Raw genomic sequence first — 12,570 nt, 5'->3', positions numbered from 1 at the left:
GATTGCACGCGTTCGAACATATGTTCTACTGGCGGCGTGGGAACGAACCGACGCTACGAGCGCCACGTCGGCGCACAGATCGATCGACGCATCGAAGAGACGGCCGGCCGCGGCCACCCCATCGGCCTGACCGACGACGAGTTGGACAAGACCCGGCAGCGGCCCACCTGGGCCGCCACTCCCCTGCCCGTCTGGGCTTGGGTCCGCTACCCCGGCACCCCCGTTCGCGTTGAGGGCTTCGCGATCGCCTGGACCGCCCGAGCCGTCATGGTCGAGTGGCAGGACCGCGACACCAGCCGCCGGCTCTGGGTTTGGGCCTCTGCCGTCGAAGCCAGGTCGGCGCCGGCTGCTCTATAGAGCCTCGACGCTGCGCGTCGTGAGGGACGGCCGGCGAGCCGGCCGACTAAATGCACCCTTCGGGTGCCGTTTCTTTGCCGTGAAGCCTTCGGCGGCTCGGTCGCTGCGCTCCCTCGTAGCCACCTACGGGCTCCGTTCAAGTGGCTCCGCCACCAGCTCCTCCGAGACTTTCGGCACGCGGTCGCTGCGCTCCCTTATTTCGCGCCGAAACTCTCTCCCCCGCCGCCCTCCGGGTTGCACTACGCCCTCCGGTTGCTAAGGCGGAAAACCGCCTCCACGGCAAAAAAACGTGGGGGACAGCGAGAGCTAACAGTACTAATACCATCAACGGAGGTAACCGAAATGGCCCGCAAGATCACCAGCACCAAGACCGCCGAAGAGCGCCGCGAGCAGGCCGAGGCGCTGCAAGCGTCGATCGCTGAGCAGGTCGAGGAGCTGCGCGGCACGGAGCAGTGGACGCGCTTCCTGACCTTCGCGCAGGCGTTCCACTCCTACTCGCTCAACAACGTTCTTCTGATACTCAGCCAGATGCCCACCGCGAGCCGCGTCGCCGGGTTCCGCAAGTGGCAGGCGCTCGGCCGCCAGGTGCGGAAGGGCGAGCGCGGCATCCGAATCTTCGGCTTCCGTCAGAAGAAGGTAGCCGCCGAGGACGTCGCAGAGGGCGAGGAGACGACGACCGACGAGGAGGGGCAGAAGGTCGTTCGGTTCTTCCCCATCCTCTCCGTGTTCGACATCAGCCAGACGGACCTCATCGACCCCGAGGCGGGCGACCCCCAGGCGCTCGCACAGCGGCTCACGGGTGACGACTTGCTCGGCATCACGGCGGCCGTCGAGGATTACCTCTCCGAGGAGGGATGGACCGTCGAGCGCGAGAACATCCCCGGTGAGGCCAACGGCTACACGACCACGGACGGCACGTGCCGCGTCGTGATCGACGCCAACCTCTCCCCCGCCCAGGCCGCCAAGACTGCGCTGCACGAGGCCGCGCACGTCATCCTCCACGCCGAGGAGGACGAGGAAGAGTACATCGAGCACCGCGGCATCAAGGAGACCGAGGCCGAGAGCGTCGCGTACGTCGTCGCTGGGATTCTCGGGCTCGACACCAGCGCCTACAGCATCGGATACGTCGCCAACTGGAGCAACGGCGAGCCCGAGACGATCAAGAGCACCGCCGCCCGGGTGCTGCGCGCTGCACACACCCTGGCCGACGCGCTGACCGCCGACGAGGACGCCGACACCGAAGAAATTTGAGCCCAATAGTACTATTGCCGTTGCCATCCGGTGGCGGCAATAGTACTATTAGGGGTAGAAGGTTTGGAGGACCACATGACCACCACAACAGTGACCACCCGCAAGTGCATGTTCTGCGGCGAGGCCAGCCGCGTCGAGCTGACCGCCAATCAGGCGGCGCTCTACCGGACCGGAACGCCCATCCAGGACGTGCTGCCGGATGTCCCGGCGGACCAGCGCGAGCTGCTCATCTCGGGTACCCACCCCGCGTGCTGGGCTGGCGCCTTCGGATAGCACCGCTCATCCCAGCCGACCTAAATAGTACTTTTACCAGCATTGGAGCATCATGAAGAACCAGCCTCAGACCGACCGCAGCGCGTCCACCGTCGACGGTGGGCGCGCGAGCGCCGACCAGCTCGCGCTCATCTGTGCCACCCACCGCCAGGACGAGCCCGAGTCGTTCGAGTCCGACTCGGATGCGGCGATCCTCGCGCACGTCCGCAACACGCTCGCCCTCCCCGGGGAGGGTGGCCCGGGCGGGTTCCCCGTCACTGACGACGGCACCGCCTACGCCGCCGCGCTGGTCGCGTTCCTCACCCCCGCTCGCGCTTGACTCACAATAACTCGAATAGTACTATTAGTAGTAACAGGAGAGAGGATCACGCCATGACCGCATCGGCACTTACCCCCTACGACACGGGGGAGCGGCTTCAGCCGCAGCTCTGGGAGCCCACAAGCGAGCGCGAGACGTTCGGGCGCGTCGACTTCGAGGACAACGAGGAGCGCACCGTGTTCGGCGCGCACGTCGACCTCACGCCCGCCGGGTACGTGCTGCGCCTGACGAACCTCTACGACCCGTTGACGATCGACGTCGACGACGCGCGGACGCTCGTCGTCTCCGACGATCTGCGCGCGGGTGTGGAGGCGCTGCTGGCTTTCGCTGAGCGCGGTTACGAGGACTTCAAGTACCAGGCCGAGCACGGCGACTACTCACCCCAAGACCAGGCCGCATTGGCCGACCGGTGGGCACTCGCGCAGCAGGCGCAGGCCGCGATCCTTGGCGACGCGGCCCTTATCGCAAACTAACCCGAATGGTACTGTTACCGGGATTGCCGCTAGGCTCCCGGTAACAGTACTGTTCCTCATTGGAGGTACCACCATGACCGCTCAGATATTCGCCCTCTGCAACCAGAAGGGCGGTGTGGGCAAGAGCACCACCACGTTCCATCTAGCCCGCGCCGCAGTGCTGCGCGGACAGCGAGTGTTGGTGGTCGACAACGACCCCCAGGGCAACCTCACCGCCGTGGCCGCCGCCGAGGGCGTCGCAGACGACCAGGCAGGCTTGGCAGACGCGCTCAGCGAGCGCGCGCCAGAGACACTGCGCGACGTCATCGTGGCGGGGGTCTGGCCGGGGCTCGATGTCGTGCCCACCACCGGCGTCACTCTCGGTTACGTCCGCGACGAGCTGGTCATCGCCGGAGCGGGGCGAGAGGGGCGGCTGCGCCGCGCTCTCGCGGCCGTAGCGGACGACTACGACCTGATCCTCATCGACTGCGCCCCGTCGCTGGATCAGCTCACGATCAACGGCCTGACGGCCGCCCAGGGCGTCGTGGTGGTCACCCACTCGAAGCTGTGGAGCACCAACGGGCTCGCGCAGCTCCTCGACACCATCGAGAACGTTCGCGGCTACTACAACGCCGAGCTGCGCGTCGCGGGAATCATCGTCAACCAGCACGAAGAGCGCACCGTCAGTGGCGCGACGTGGCTGGAAGAGCTGCGCAGCGCCGCGGAGGCCCGGGGCCTCAGTGTCCTACTCCCGCCGATCCCCAAGCGCGTCGTCATCGCGGACGCGACCGAGGCCGCCCGCGGCCTGGACGAGTGGGGGAGCGCCGAAGCATCCGCACTCGGCGCCATCTACGCCGACCACCTGGCCAGCATCGAAGGAGAACGCCCGTGAACCGCCCCGCACCCCGTAAGTCCAGCCTGGCCGGAGCAAATCCCATCACCCCGCCTCAGATCGCGGCTGCGGAGCCGGCAGCAGAGCCGCCGGCTCCGCAGGACAGCCCGGCTCGGTCGGCGCCGCCGGCCCCCGCGATCGAACAGCAGGAGACGCCGGCCGCGAAGCCGATGACGAAGCCGAAGTACCCGCCCAAGGTGAGCTTCTACCAGGACCCCGTGGACACGTCTCGAGTACGCGGCGCGATCCGACACACCCAGGTCCAAGAAGGCACCCGCACTCTCTCGCAGTTCATCAATGACGCGGTGATGGAGAAGGTGGCGAGGCTCGAAGCTCAGTACAACGGAGGCCAGCCGTTCCCGTCCGTTGGAGCGCGCGAGCTGCCCCAGGGCCGACCGATGGGGGAGTGACCCACCGAACATGCAGGGCCGGCCCTCGTCGGACCGGCCCCGAGGAGGAGAGCCCCCTCGACCGCTCGCCGCACGCCCGGAACGGCCAGGCGCGCCCGAACGGCCGTCAGCGGCGGGGTCGCGGCTTGTAGGTCTTCCCCGCTCGAATGTTCCGGTTCTCGATCACGCCGACGACCGCCAGGCCCACGGCGACGGCGACGATCAGCACCCAGCCCAGGACGTTGAACCACTCACCGCTGAACGCCGCGTAGGTCTGCTCGCCTGCGATTCCGAGGAACATCAGCGACAGCCCGCCCCACACCCCGCCGTTCGCGATCGACGCGGTCCACGCCAGCGGCGTCCGAGGAGTCCGGGGAGTACTCATGTCGCCAGCGTGCCACGCTCGGCTGAGGGGCGCGCGTCCTCCTCCGTAAAATCCGAGGATGGTTTCGGCACTTGTTTGCAAGATCGTCAACAAGCACGAGCGCGACATCCGCGCGATGCAGCGCACCCTCTTCACCGACGCGGGGGAGCGGATAGCCGGCGCCGGCATGACCGACGCCCAGGCGATCGCCGCAGCGCGAGCGCGCGCGTCGAGCCTCCCGCGCCTGCGCGGTCGCTCACTGACCAACCGGCGTGCAGAGGTGTCGGTCATTATGGACCGCGGCCCAGCCGCGCAGCTCGAACCCGACTCCGGCGTCGACCCGGCACTCTCGCTCGTCAGCGTGTCCGTGAAGGGCTCGAATCTCCTCGTCGGGAACTCAGAGATCCTCGACACTGACGAGTACGCCGCATGGGCGCAGGCGGCCGTGGGGGAGTCGTGGGCGAGCCGGCTCTACTCGGCCGGCGCCCTGTCGGGCAACAACGACAAGCGGCTCTCGACGTTCTACTTCTACGTGTTCACCGACCGCGACGGCCAGGCCGTCGACAAGCCCGAGGGATGGAGTCTCCCGCTCGAACCTGTAGGCCCGTGAGACACCACACAGGCGCTTGAACTCAGCCGCCACTGGCTTTGCCTAGTCCACGTAAGAACTTGGCAAGTTCGGTCCAGCTCCTCTGGCTTTCTCTTTCAGGCGCGAGCTTTGCCCGCGCAGCGGTGACGGAGCACCGCCAAGAGGAAGCCGCTACGCGGCTCTTTTTCTGTTTTCTTCACCTCTCCGCGGTTTCAACCTATTTCGCTCCGCCGGCTGCGTGCCGTCTCTCTCGGACGCGGTCGCAAGCTCCCTTATTTCGCCCGAGAGAGCCAGCACTCCGCCAGCTCCACTCAATTGGTTTTCACTCGCCGGAGAGGCAAAGAAAAACGATCAGTAAGGGAGAGCAGAGATGGATGCCATTCGCATCACGGCCGATGAATTCGAGACGGTGAGCATTGCGGACCCGGGAGAGGAAGCGCACGTCGCTGAGTTGCAGGCGGCGATCGGCTGCCACTGGTTTGACGTGATCCGCTGCAAGCACGGGATCGATCTATGGGTCGATGACGAGGGCATGATCAACGGGAGCACCATTAACCGCCCCGCGACGTTCCTGGCCAACCTCCTCGGCTACCCCAGCCCCGTCTACGGGAGCGCCGTGGTCCTCGGCGGGAACGCCGACACGGGAGACACCGTGCCCCTCACCCCGGAGCAGGAAGCGCGCGTGCGCGACCTCCTCGGCCTTCCTGCGACGACCGAGACGGACGCCTGATGAGCGCTCAGCGGAACAACCCGATCCTGCGCGACCTCCGCCAGACTGCCCGACTCCTGCGGAAGCCACAGGCGCAGGTCGCCGCAAACTGGCTCCGATCGCCCGGATTGCTCGACTACTCCCCGACCAAGAGCGTCGGAATCACCGCCGAGCAGCACGCTCACGCCCTGCAAATCATCCGCCGCCTTGCCGGGACCATCGACGCTTCGAGCGCCAGGTCGCGCCAGTGAGCGGTGCGGGCCGGCCTCCCGGGCCGGCCCGTGAGGGGCGACCCCCTCACGCTCCCCCGACACCAGTCAGGACGACGGAAGTTGGTCGGAGTCGTCGTCTGAGATGTCGATGGCGAGAGGAGGCTGTGACGGGCGGGGAGGTGGGACACGGTTGCCGTGCTCCTCCATCCGTTCTTTGATTTCCCCCGCAATTTCATCCAGTACTTCATCCAAGGTCGTAACCCGGGCAGCGGCATCGGTCGAAACTGTCACCGGAACGTACCGCTGGTTGAGGTCGTCGGGTTTGAATGCGTAGATACCCACTCCATCGGAGTAGGTGGCGGTCAAGATCTGTGCTTCTTTCACCATGCGGGCGTACTGCTTCGCCTCATCATGGTTACCGGTGACGCTTTCGAGTCGCGCGGCCCACAGGGTGTATACCCGAGGATCGGCTTTCTTCCTCCACGCGTTCCAGTTGTGGATGCTGGTGCTGTGCCGAGCAAGTTTCAGGTCCGTTGCCTGGAACTTCAGTTCTTTGCGCCGGTTGGTCCAGTCGGCGAGACCACCGCGGGGCTTGCCGCCCTTCACTCCAGGTGCTCCGGTGAGCTTCGCTTCACAGCAGATGAGGGGATCGCGTAAAACTGCTGTGTCGCGGTCGGGCCAGGCGATGTCGATCTGGTGGTTCTGCGAGAAGCCGGCGATCTTGCTCCTGGACGCGAGGACGCTGGTGGTCTTGTTGCCGAGGATCAGGGCCATGATTTCGGAGAACCAGTTGCCTTTGCTGCGGTAGAGGCCTTCGCCGGTTTCGTCCTTGTCGACGGCGGCTCCGACCGCTCGCGGGGTGCGGGGGATGACGTGTTCGCGCCGGTAGGTGTCGATCGACCACAGCAGGTCGAGGAAGTCGACCTCGACGCGACTGAACTCGCGAATGTGCTCGTCCTGAATCCGCTCCTTGAGGAGGAGGAGCTTCTGGGCGGGATTCCCGACCAGGGCCTCGACTCGCGCTTGATCAGCAGGGTCCCGGGATGCGCGCCGCGCGTCAGCCACATCTCCTGGCGCGTCGAGGTCTTCGGGGGAATCGATGTCCGCGATGGGGTCACTCTCCTCGGTTGAGTCGGCGGGATCGAAGCTGCCGTGCTGCTTCGAGGAGTTCCGCGATCTCGGCCTCGGCCAGTCCGACGCCGGTACCCAACACTGCGGCGTCGACGCGCTTCGCGACTTCGGTCCACTCACCGGCGGCGAGCTGCTTCTCCAGTTTCGACTTCATCGGTTTCAGTTCCGCCCATGCGGCGGCCAGGACGCTCGCGTTGGGGACGGGGAGACTGGTTGCTTCGCGCGGCTCCATTTTCAGGATGCCGCCGCCGTAGGAGCGGCCGTTGATTTCCGCGCCGAGCATGGTCGCGGAGTTCAAGCACAGCAGGGGCAGCGCGGCCGCGGCGTCCGCCGAAGCGTCAGCGTGGAGCCGAATGCCGTGCATGGAGTTCAGGAACCCGACCTTCGCCGTGTTCGTGATCAGCCGCGGGTAGTTGTGGCTCATGTAGGTGAAGAAGAGGTCCGGCGGAGCCGCGACCGGAGGACGCCACCACGGCGATCGGATCTGGCACTTGTACGCCTCGTTGACGTGCAGGGATTCGCCGTAGGCGGTGTACGCGCGGCGCGCATCGGAGTCGTCGGTGGGCGCGGGCCGGAAGAGCCACACGCGCTCACCGCGCTCGCGCAGCTCCTGCCAGTGCTTCGCGGTGAACACGGACGAGTGGAAGTGGCGAGTTCCGGGTGGGCTGATCTTGACGAGCTGGCTCTCCGCGAGCCCGTATTCAAGCCGCGTCGCCTCAGTCAGTGCGAAGAACGAGTTGCCGCCGGTGACGGCACCCAACTCGACGCGCCCGTAGTCACCGAGTGCGGAGAAGTGGCTGCCGATGACCTCGCGGTACAGGCCCCGCTGCTTCTTGGGGATGAGGATGTCAGTCCACTTACCCGACGTCGGCGGGGTGACGTTCGTGTGCGTGTACGGGCGGAGCTGAGCGAGGTCGTCGGCGGAGTCGACGTGATACAGCGAGAACGAGTCGCAACCACCGCGACCCTCGGCCAGCAGGAGCACGACGTCGGCCAGTGCACCCTCGAACTGAAGTCGTTCGAAGAGCACAAGGCTCACGCGCTCGAATCGGCTCCGCAGCCACGCGCGGATCGGTTCGGCGTATCCGACCGTCAGCAGCTCCGCCGGCAGAACCATCGCCAGCCGTCCATCGGGCTTTAAGAACCCGGCCGAGTGCACCAGGCTCGCCGCCCATGAGGACGCGAGGCCGCTGAGGCGGACGCCGCCTCGCAGAGCCGCCTCCGCCGACAGGCGCCGGGACACGCCCACGTGCTCCTGGTAGCGCACGAACGGCGGGTTTCCGATCACCGCGTCAACGAACGGGACGGTCGCGCCGAGCATGTCTGGGGTCTGCACGGCAAAGAAATCAGACGCGATCAGCGTCCCGTCCAGCCCCTCGTCCTCCAGTAGCGTCATCGCTTCAACGAGGGACGCTTCGTGAAGATCAACGCCGAAGAGCTGGCTGTCGAGGTCGCCGGCGGTCTGCCCGAGGCGCTTCAACTCCTGGCCTGCGGCGATGAGGAACACCGCTTCGCCGCAGGTGGGATCGAGGACACTCGCGCCCGCATCCCCACGGATGGCCCACTCGGCCAGGTGTTCAGCAATCGCAGGCGGCGTGAAGAACGCGCCCCGCGCCTTGCGCAGTTCCGCGGAGTCGCCGGGCAGCAGTTTCACTTTCCCACCCTAGGTTCGACCGCGGACATTGCTGGCTACGACGGTACCCCGCGACGCGCAGGCACGAGATCCGAGGTCAGTCCTCGAGCATCTCTCGGCGCGCGCCTTCGCCCATGCTGTCGTAGTCCTCAGCAATGAGCTGGTCGAGGTAACGCTGCTTCGGAGACTCCGAACGAGGACCCCTCGTGCTCGACGTCGATCCGGTCAGCGTTTCAGGTGCGTCAGTTCCATCAGGCTCGTCGCTCATGCAGCTACGGTAGCGACCCTCGACGCGCGCTGAGCAGGTGTTTTGGCTTTGGCTTGCGCCTTAGGCGAGGAAGGCCGGAGCCCGAGCGGACTCCGGCCTTTTGGCATCGCGATCAGGCTGCCCTAGATGCGTTGTGACGGCGCGCGGGCCGCCCATCGGTTGCCGTACTCGTATCTGCGGTCTCCTGAAGGGCCGCAACGAGCCTGGGGTCGTTGAGGAAGTTTTGTTCAGCGACGGTCAGGACAACAGCCGGCTCAAGAACGAGGCGCCCACCGGGCTCCTCGGTCACGAGGTACTGGCCGTGCTGCGCAAGCTTGCCGAGGCTCACGCGCTTCCTTCCGTCGACCTGGATGAGGGTGCTCATGGTCGCCTACTTTTCAGTTCTTGTGTCTGTGTCTGTGTCTGTGTGGTCCGCTCTGGGACCGTCTTGTGCGTGCCAGTTTACCCCTAAACCGTCGCGCCGCAAGTGGGAGCTGGGGTAATGGGGCAAACGGGTGTAGGATGAGTGAATGCACCTCAAGATGGACCCGCGAGTAACAGCGCAGTTCGCCCTATACGATGCGCAGGATCCCGACCTCGCGGACGCGTTCGATGAGATTTTTGACCTCCTCGAACGAGATGACCCCGCCGATCCGGGGCACTGGCGTCTGCGCAACAAGCTCATCCGCCCAGCAAACGCCTTCGTTGTCACTGTCCGAGTGCGGGGCCGAGATCAGGCGTACTACCTGTTCTGGCAGCCCCAGGACATGCAAGAAACGGCCGTCGTTCGCTTCATTGGAGACGGCGCGGCCGACCTCTCCTGAGCGCACTATCCGGACGCGACCCCGGCTGGTTGACTGCAAGCGCAGGCTCGGCCCACCCCAGCCGCAATGCCGTGGCGACGCGGTCGGCGCCGACCGTCACCTCAAACGTGCGAAGTCGGAGAAATCTCCGCCACCTGAGGCGGACAGGTAGTCCGAGCTGACGTGGGTGATGAGGCATCCTGCTTGTTGCAGTCGATCCCGAAGCGCCTGTCGGCGCTCAGGGGAGTTGTCCATCGCCACGCGGTGTCGACCGTCGATATCGCTCCACAGATCACTGTCCCCGTAGGTGACGATGATGGTCCGGCTCGGAACACGACCGAAAGCAAGCCCGGCTTCGAAGATCACGTTGGGTCGAGCTTGAAGTCGTCGGATCGACACGCCGAGGTCTGGGTGAAGCGCCGCCCATTCGTCAGGCGTGATGAGCGCGACGATGGCCTGAGCCCGAGTGAACGCCAAGTCGATCGCGGCCCCGGTGAAGGGGCTGCCCTCTCCTGAGTCGTTGACGATCGTCTCGAACTCCAACGGCACCAGGTGCAGCGCTCGCAAGAAGGTGAACATCGCCGTCCGCGCCCTCTGATCCTGCCCGTAGATCACCGCTACGCGTTTGCGAGCATCGAGGTCAGTTGGAGCGGTTGGCCGAGGTGGGAGGGGAAGGGTGGCGGGCGGCGCCGGTTCAGCAGCGGACGCGGGAGCTGCGGCTGTCGGCTGTCCCTGGTCGGGCAGGACGTACCCCTGAGACGTCCGCGTGACACCGTGGCGGTTCAGCACTCTGGTTTCGAGAGTGCGGTAGGCGTCAGAGTCCATCCGGAACTCGGAGGCAGGATGATCGACGTAGAGCGCGTTGAGCAGATCCAGAACGTACCGATCGGTGTCTGCTTCGTTTTCGAAGATGTGCCTGATGATCGCGGCGCTGCGAGTAGGCAGATTGCCAGTTGTGTTGAGGTTGAACGTTTCCTGATAAGTGTTCATGTTGCCGTGCGTCATGCCGGCCTGCAGCGCGTGAGCTAGATGCCGGCGGTCGTCACGATCGAATGTCTGCGAAGGCATAGGCAGAGGCTAGGTCCTGGGGGCTGGTCGCCGGTTACGCAGGTGCGGGGCGCGTCCCGTATGGGGATGGTTGACCGGACAGTTGCGAAGCGGATCTCGTCTGAGACGATCGGCTCGGATCGGACACCACTGAGCATGAGCACGCCACCAGAAGCAGCAGCACTCGCGCGAGACGCTGCGGCGCGCACCGATGACGCCGCCCTGATGGACGGCGCGCGCCGAGGCGACCGGGCGGCGTTCGGCCGGCTCTACGACCGGCACGCGGCGACGACCTACCGCTATGCCCTCAGTATCGTCCGCGCGCCCGCCGACGCCGAAGACGTCGTGCAAGACGTATTCCTCACCACGTGGACGCGGATCAACGACGTCGCGATCGTAGACACATCCGCCCTCCCGTGGCTGCTTACCACCGCACGGTTCACCGCCCTCAACCTCATCCGAACCAAGACCCGTGCACGGAACCGCACCGAGGACGCGGACCTGTCCCTGCACCCGGATCGACGCGGCACCCCTGACGAGGAAGTCGCGAGGCGCCAGCTCGCCGCGGCGATCAAGGAAGCCGTCTCCGAGCTCTCCGACACCGATCAAGCGTTGTACTACCTGTGCATCGAGCAGGGCAGCAGCTACGCCGACGCCGCGAAAGCACTCGGCTCCACCCACGGTTCCATCCGTAACCGGCTCAGCAGGCTCCGGGCCTCACTCCGCACCACCCTGCGCCCCTTTGAAAGGGAGAACTGATGACCCACGACCTCGGCCCGACCACGGAACAGCTCACCAGGATGCGCGCCACCATCCTCACCGACATCGCTGCCCGCCACCGCTCCACCAAGCGCCGCCGCCTCGTCGGTCTCGGCCTCGCGGCCGTCGTCGCGACCGGCACCAGCGCCGCCGCGATTGCCGTCACGCAGGCCAGCAATGACGAAGCGAACACGAGCTTCGACTGCTACTCCGTCGCCGACGTCCGCGCGGACCACGGCACGAGCAGCCTCGTGGACGATGACCGCAACACATTCGAGCTGCTTCCACTGTCGGAGCGGGTCGCCGCCGCCCTCGAACGATGCGAAGCGAGCTGGAGCGCCGTCCCCGACGAGCCCTACCCGGGAAGCGGACCCATCGACGTACCCAACCCGACGGTCTGCGTCCTCGCGGACACCAGGCTCGGCGTCTTCCCGAACAGAGCGGGCCAGCCCACCGGCCCCTTCTGCGAAGGACTCGGCCTCGAACCGCCGACAGTCGCGGCATCTGCCGACTGAGCCATCCCACGGAAGGCGTTACGTCCCGTAAGAGGATCGCTGGCCGGGCGTCTGGGAGGATCAGCGCATGTTGCTGGACGCCGAGCTTGCCGCAGCGCTCGAGGCTGTCGGGATGCGGCGGCGTCATCCGGTTTCGGAGTACGACTACCGGATCGATGACGTGCGGCTGGTCGCTGGTCTGCTCGACTTTCGGCTTGTGCAGGTCGGCGGTCACACGGCTCGGATCAGGATCGCGTTGCCGTCGTCGGGAAATGATCAGCCCTGGATCTATGCCACCCCGCGAGATGCTGCGGACTGGACTTCGCAGCTGCTCGTGTGGATCGATGAAGAGGTGGGGACCGGTGGGCTTTCCGGCGGACGACTCCGAGTTGAGGAGGGCGGCGTGACGTACCTGGTTGTCGCGCCCTACGGCTGGCGGAGGGCCAGCGAGGAGGAGCACATAAGACTGCTTGACGGGACACGCGCGTAGAGGGCGTGCTTCCGCGGCTCGGAGGGGCGGATCAACCCCGGTAATCCGACCGTCCCGCATGGGGATCGTTCACCGGTCGCGTATCCAGCTACGGGCAGCGGTAGGTCTTCGCGAAGTCGGTTGCCGTGAACTGCCTTCCCTCGGTCATAGAGGTCAGTG

The 12,570-nt window shown here is 66.1% G+C and carries 20 protein-coding genes; 14 read left to right on the top strand and 6 right to left on the bottom strand.

Annotation, left to right across the window (positions count from 1 at the left end):
• Positions 1-36: 36 nt before the first annotated feature.
• The 7 genes from C5C35_RS14595 (at position 37) to C5C35_RS14565 (ending at position 3,954) form a co-directional block, all read left to right on the top strand.
• A complete protein-coding gene (locus C5C35_RS14595; RefSeq protein WP_104263442.1) occupies positions 37-357 on the top strand; it encodes a hypothetical protein in 321 nt (106 codons plus the stop codon).
• A gap of 342 nt (positions 358-699) precedes the next feature.
• A complete protein-coding gene (locus C5C35_RS14590; protein ID WP_104263441.1) occupies positions 700-1,608 on the top strand; it encodes an ArdC-like ssDNA-binding domain-containing protein in 909 nt (302 codons plus the stop codon).
• 75 nt (positions 1,609-1,683) lie between these two features.
• Positions 1,684-1,881, top strand: coding sequence for a hypothetical protein (locus tag C5C35_RS14585; protein WP_104263440.1), 198 nt, complete (start codon positions 1,684-1,686; stop codon positions 1,879-1,881).
• A 52-nt stretch (positions 1,882-1,933) separates the two neighbouring features.
• On the top strand, positions 1,934-2,200 hold the full coding sequence (locus C5C35_RS14580; RefSeq protein WP_104263439.1) for a hypothetical protein: 267 nt from the start codon (positions 1,934-1,936) through the stop codon (positions 2,198-2,200).
• 53 nt (positions 2,201-2,253) lie between these two features.
• Entirely contained in the window at positions 2,254-2,673 is a 420-nt protein-coding gene (locus C5C35_RS14575) for a hypothetical protein (protein WP_104263438.1), read from the top strand.
• A 73-nt stretch (positions 2,674-2,746) separates the two neighbouring features.
• The gene (locus C5C35_RS14570; protein ID WP_104263437.1) at positions 2,747-3,544 is read left to right on the top strand and encodes a ParA family protein; all 798 of its coding nucleotides are present in this window, start codon (positions 2,747-2,749) and stop codon (positions 3,542-3,544) included.
• The gene (locus C5C35_RS14565) at positions 3,541-3,954 is read left to right on the top strand and encodes a hypothetical protein (RefSeq protein WP_104263436.1); all 414 of its coding nucleotides are present in this window, start codon (positions 3,541-3,543) and stop codon (positions 3,952-3,954) included. The genes C5C35_RS14570 and C5C35_RS14565 overlap by 4 nt, the downstream gene beginning before the upstream one ends.
• A gap of 106 nt (positions 3,955-4,060) precedes the next feature.
• On the opposite strand, the gene C5C35_RS14560 is transcribed toward C5C35_RS14565, so the two are convergent.
• A complete protein-coding gene (locus C5C35_RS14560) occupies positions 4,061-4,318 on the bottom strand; it encodes a hypothetical protein (protein WP_104263435.1) in 258 nt (85 codons plus the stop codon).
• Positions 4,319-4,376: 58 nt separating this feature from the next.
• On the opposite strand from C5C35_RS14560, the gene C5C35_RS14555 reads away from it, so the two are divergent.
• The 3 genes from C5C35_RS14555 (at position 4,377) to C5C35_RS14545 (ending at position 5,846) form a co-directional block, all read left to right on the top strand.
• Positions 4,377-4,907 (top strand): hypothetical protein, encoded by a 531-nt coding sequence (locus tag C5C35_RS14555; protein WP_104292760.1) that lies wholly within the window; start codon positions 4,377-4,379, stop codon positions 4,905-4,907.
• A gap of 349 nt (positions 4,908-5,256) precedes the next feature.
• The gene (locus tag C5C35_RS14550) at positions 5,257-5,616 is read left to right on the top strand and encodes a DUF3846 domain-containing protein (protein ID WP_104263433.1); all 360 of its coding nucleotides are present in this window, start codon (positions 5,257-5,259) and stop codon (positions 5,614-5,616) included.
• Entirely contained in the window at positions 5,616-5,846 is a 231-nt protein-coding gene (locus tag C5C35_RS14545) for a hypothetical protein (protein WP_104263432.1), read from the top strand. The genes C5C35_RS14550 and C5C35_RS14545 overlap by 1 nt, the downstream gene beginning before the upstream one ends.
• A 66-nt stretch (positions 5,847-5,912) precedes the next feature.
• Here C5C35_RS14545 and C5C35_RS14540 read toward each other — a convergent pair whose 3' ends face one another.
• From C5C35_RS14540 to C5C35_RS14530, 4 genes are all read right to left on the bottom strand, one after another.
• Positions 5,913-6,872: a hypothetical protein gene (locus C5C35_RS14540; RefSeq protein WP_104263431.1), complete on the bottom strand. Its 960-nt coding sequence runs from the start codon at positions 6,870-6,872 to the stop codon at positions 5,913-5,915.
• 49 nt (positions 6,873-6,921) lie between these two features.
• Positions 6,922-8,592 (bottom strand): N-6 DNA methylase, encoded by a 1,671-nt coding sequence (locus C5C35_RS14535; protein WP_104263430.1) that lies wholly within the window; start codon positions 8,590-8,592, stop codon positions 6,922-6,924.
• A 76-nt stretch (positions 8,593-8,668) separates the two neighbouring features.
• Positions 8,669-8,839, bottom strand: a complete 171-nt coding sequence (locus tag C5C35_RS17055) for a hypothetical protein (RefSeq protein ID WP_181065555.1) — start codon at positions 8,837-8,839, stop codon at positions 8,669-8,671.
• 112 nt (positions 8,840-8,951) lie between these two features.
• Positions 8,952-9,203, bottom strand: coding sequence for a hypothetical protein (locus tag C5C35_RS14530; RefSeq protein WP_104263429.1), 252 nt, complete (start codon positions 9,201-9,203; stop codon positions 8,952-8,954).
• Between the two features lie 145 nt (positions 9,204-9,348).
• On the opposite strand from C5C35_RS14530, the gene C5C35_RS14525 reads away from it, so the two are divergent.
• Positions 9,349-9,642, top strand: coding sequence for a hypothetical protein (locus C5C35_RS14525; protein WP_104263428.1), 294 nt, complete (start codon positions 9,349-9,351; stop codon positions 9,640-9,642).
• A gap of 96 nt (positions 9,643-9,738) precedes the next feature.
• On the opposite strand, the gene C5C35_RS14520 is transcribed toward C5C35_RS14525, so the two are convergent.
• Positions 9,739-10,689 carry a TIR domain-containing protein gene (locus C5C35_RS14520; RefSeq protein ID WP_104263459.1) on the bottom strand — a complete coding sequence of 317 codons (951 nt, stop codon included), beginning with the start codon at positions 10,687-10,689 and terminating at the stop codon, positions 9,739-9,741.
• Between the two features lie 66 nt (positions 10,690-10,755).
• Here C5C35_RS14520 and C5C35_RS14515 point away from each other — a divergent pair, with 66 nt between their 5' ends.
• The 3 genes from C5C35_RS14515 to C5C35_RS14505 all read left to right on the top strand — a co-directional run bounded on the left by C5C35_RS14515 (position 10,756) and on the right by C5C35_RS14505 (position 12,411).
• Entirely contained in the window at positions 10,756-11,427 is a 672-nt protein-coding gene (locus C5C35_RS14515) for an RNA polymerase sigma factor (protein ID WP_181065556.1), read from the top strand.
• Positions 11,427-11,942 (top strand): hypothetical protein, encoded by a 516-nt coding sequence (locus tag C5C35_RS14510; protein ID WP_104263426.1) that lies wholly within the window; start codon positions 11,427-11,429, stop codon positions 11,940-11,942. Before C5C35_RS14515 ends, C5C35_RS14510 begins: the two co-directional genes overlap by 1 nt.
• A 67-nt stretch (positions 11,943-12,009) precedes the next feature.
• Complete coding sequence (locus C5C35_RS14505) at positions 12,010-12,411, top strand: hypothetical protein (RefSeq protein ID WP_104223337.1); 402 nt, start codon at positions 12,010-12,012, stop codon at positions 12,409-12,411.
• The last annotated feature ends 159 nt before the right edge of the window (positions 12,412-12,570 follow it).

It is taken from the genome of Rathayibacter sp. AY1F8 (assembly GCF_002932165.1).
Taxonomy (GTDB): domain Bacteria; phylum Actinomycetota; class Actinomycetes; order Actinomycetales; family Microbacteriaceae; genus Rathayibacter.
The sequence above is the reverse complement of the archived record's forward strand: the minus strand, read 5'-3'. Positions and strand labels throughout refer to the sequence as shown.

Bases quoted from the DNA above. Each gene is read 5' to 3' on its own strand.
- C5C35_RS14505 (WP_104223337.1), top strand. From the start codon at position 12,010: ATGTTGCTGGACGCCGAGCTTGCCGCAGCGCTCGAGGCTGTCGGGATG.
- C5C35_RS14525 (WP_104263428.1), top strand. From the start codon at position 9,349: ATGCACCTCAAGATGGACCCGCGAGTAACAGCGCAGTTCGCCCTATAC.
- C5C35_RS17055 (WP_181065555.1), bottom strand. From the start codon at position 8,839: ATGAGCGACGAGCCTGATGGAACTGACGCACCTGAAACGCTGACCGGA.
- C5C35_RS14550 (WP_104263433.1), top strand. From the start codon at position 5,257: ATGGATGCCATTCGCATCACGGCCGATGAATTCGAGACGGTGAGCATT.
- C5C35_RS14510 (WP_104263426.1), top strand. From the start codon at position 11,427: ATGACCCACGACCTCGGCCCGACCACGGAACAGCTCACCAGGATGCGC.
- C5C35_RS14520 (WP_104263459.1), bottom strand. From the start codon at position 10,689: ATGCCTTCGCAGACATTCGATCGTGACGACCGCCGGCATCTAGCTCAC.
- C5C35_RS14545 (WP_104263432.1), top strand. From the start codon at position 5,616: ATGAGCGCTCAGCGGAACAACCCGATCCTGCGCGACCTCCGCCAGACT.
- C5C35_RS14530 (WP_104263429.1), bottom strand. From the start codon at position 9,203: ATGAGCACCCTCATCCAGGTCGACGGAAGGAAGCGCGTGAGCCTCGGC.
- C5C35_RS14590 (WP_104263441.1), top strand. From the start codon at position 700: ATGGCCCGCAAGATCACCAGCACCAAGACCGCCGAAGAGCGCCGCGAG.
- C5C35_RS14515 (WP_181065556.1), top strand. From the start codon at position 10,756: ATGGTTGACCGGACAGTTGCGAAGCGGATCTCGTCTGAGACGATCGGC.
- C5C35_RS14570 (WP_104263437.1), top strand. From the start codon at position 2,747: ATGACCGCTCAGATATTCGCCCTCTGCAACCAGAAGGGCGGTGTGGGC.
- C5C35_RS14580 (WP_104263439.1), top strand. From the start codon at position 1,934: ATGAAGAACCAGCCTCAGACCGACCGCAGCGCGTCCACCGTCGACGGT.
- C5C35_RS14555 (WP_104292760.1), top strand. From the start codon at position 4,377: ATGGTTTCGGCACTTGTTTGCAAGATCGTCAACAAGCACGAGCGCGAC.
- C5C35_RS14560 (WP_104263435.1), bottom strand. From the start codon at position 4,318: ATGAGTACTCCCCGGACTCCTCGGACGCCGCTGGCGTGGACCGCGTCG.
- C5C35_RS14585 (WP_104263440.1), top strand. From the start codon at position 1,684: ATGACCACCACAACAGTGACCACCCGCAAGTGCATGTTCTGCGGCGAG.
- C5C35_RS14575 (WP_104263438.1), top strand. From the start codon at position 2,254: ATGACCGCATCGGCACTTACCCCCTACGACACGGGGGAGCGGCTTCAG.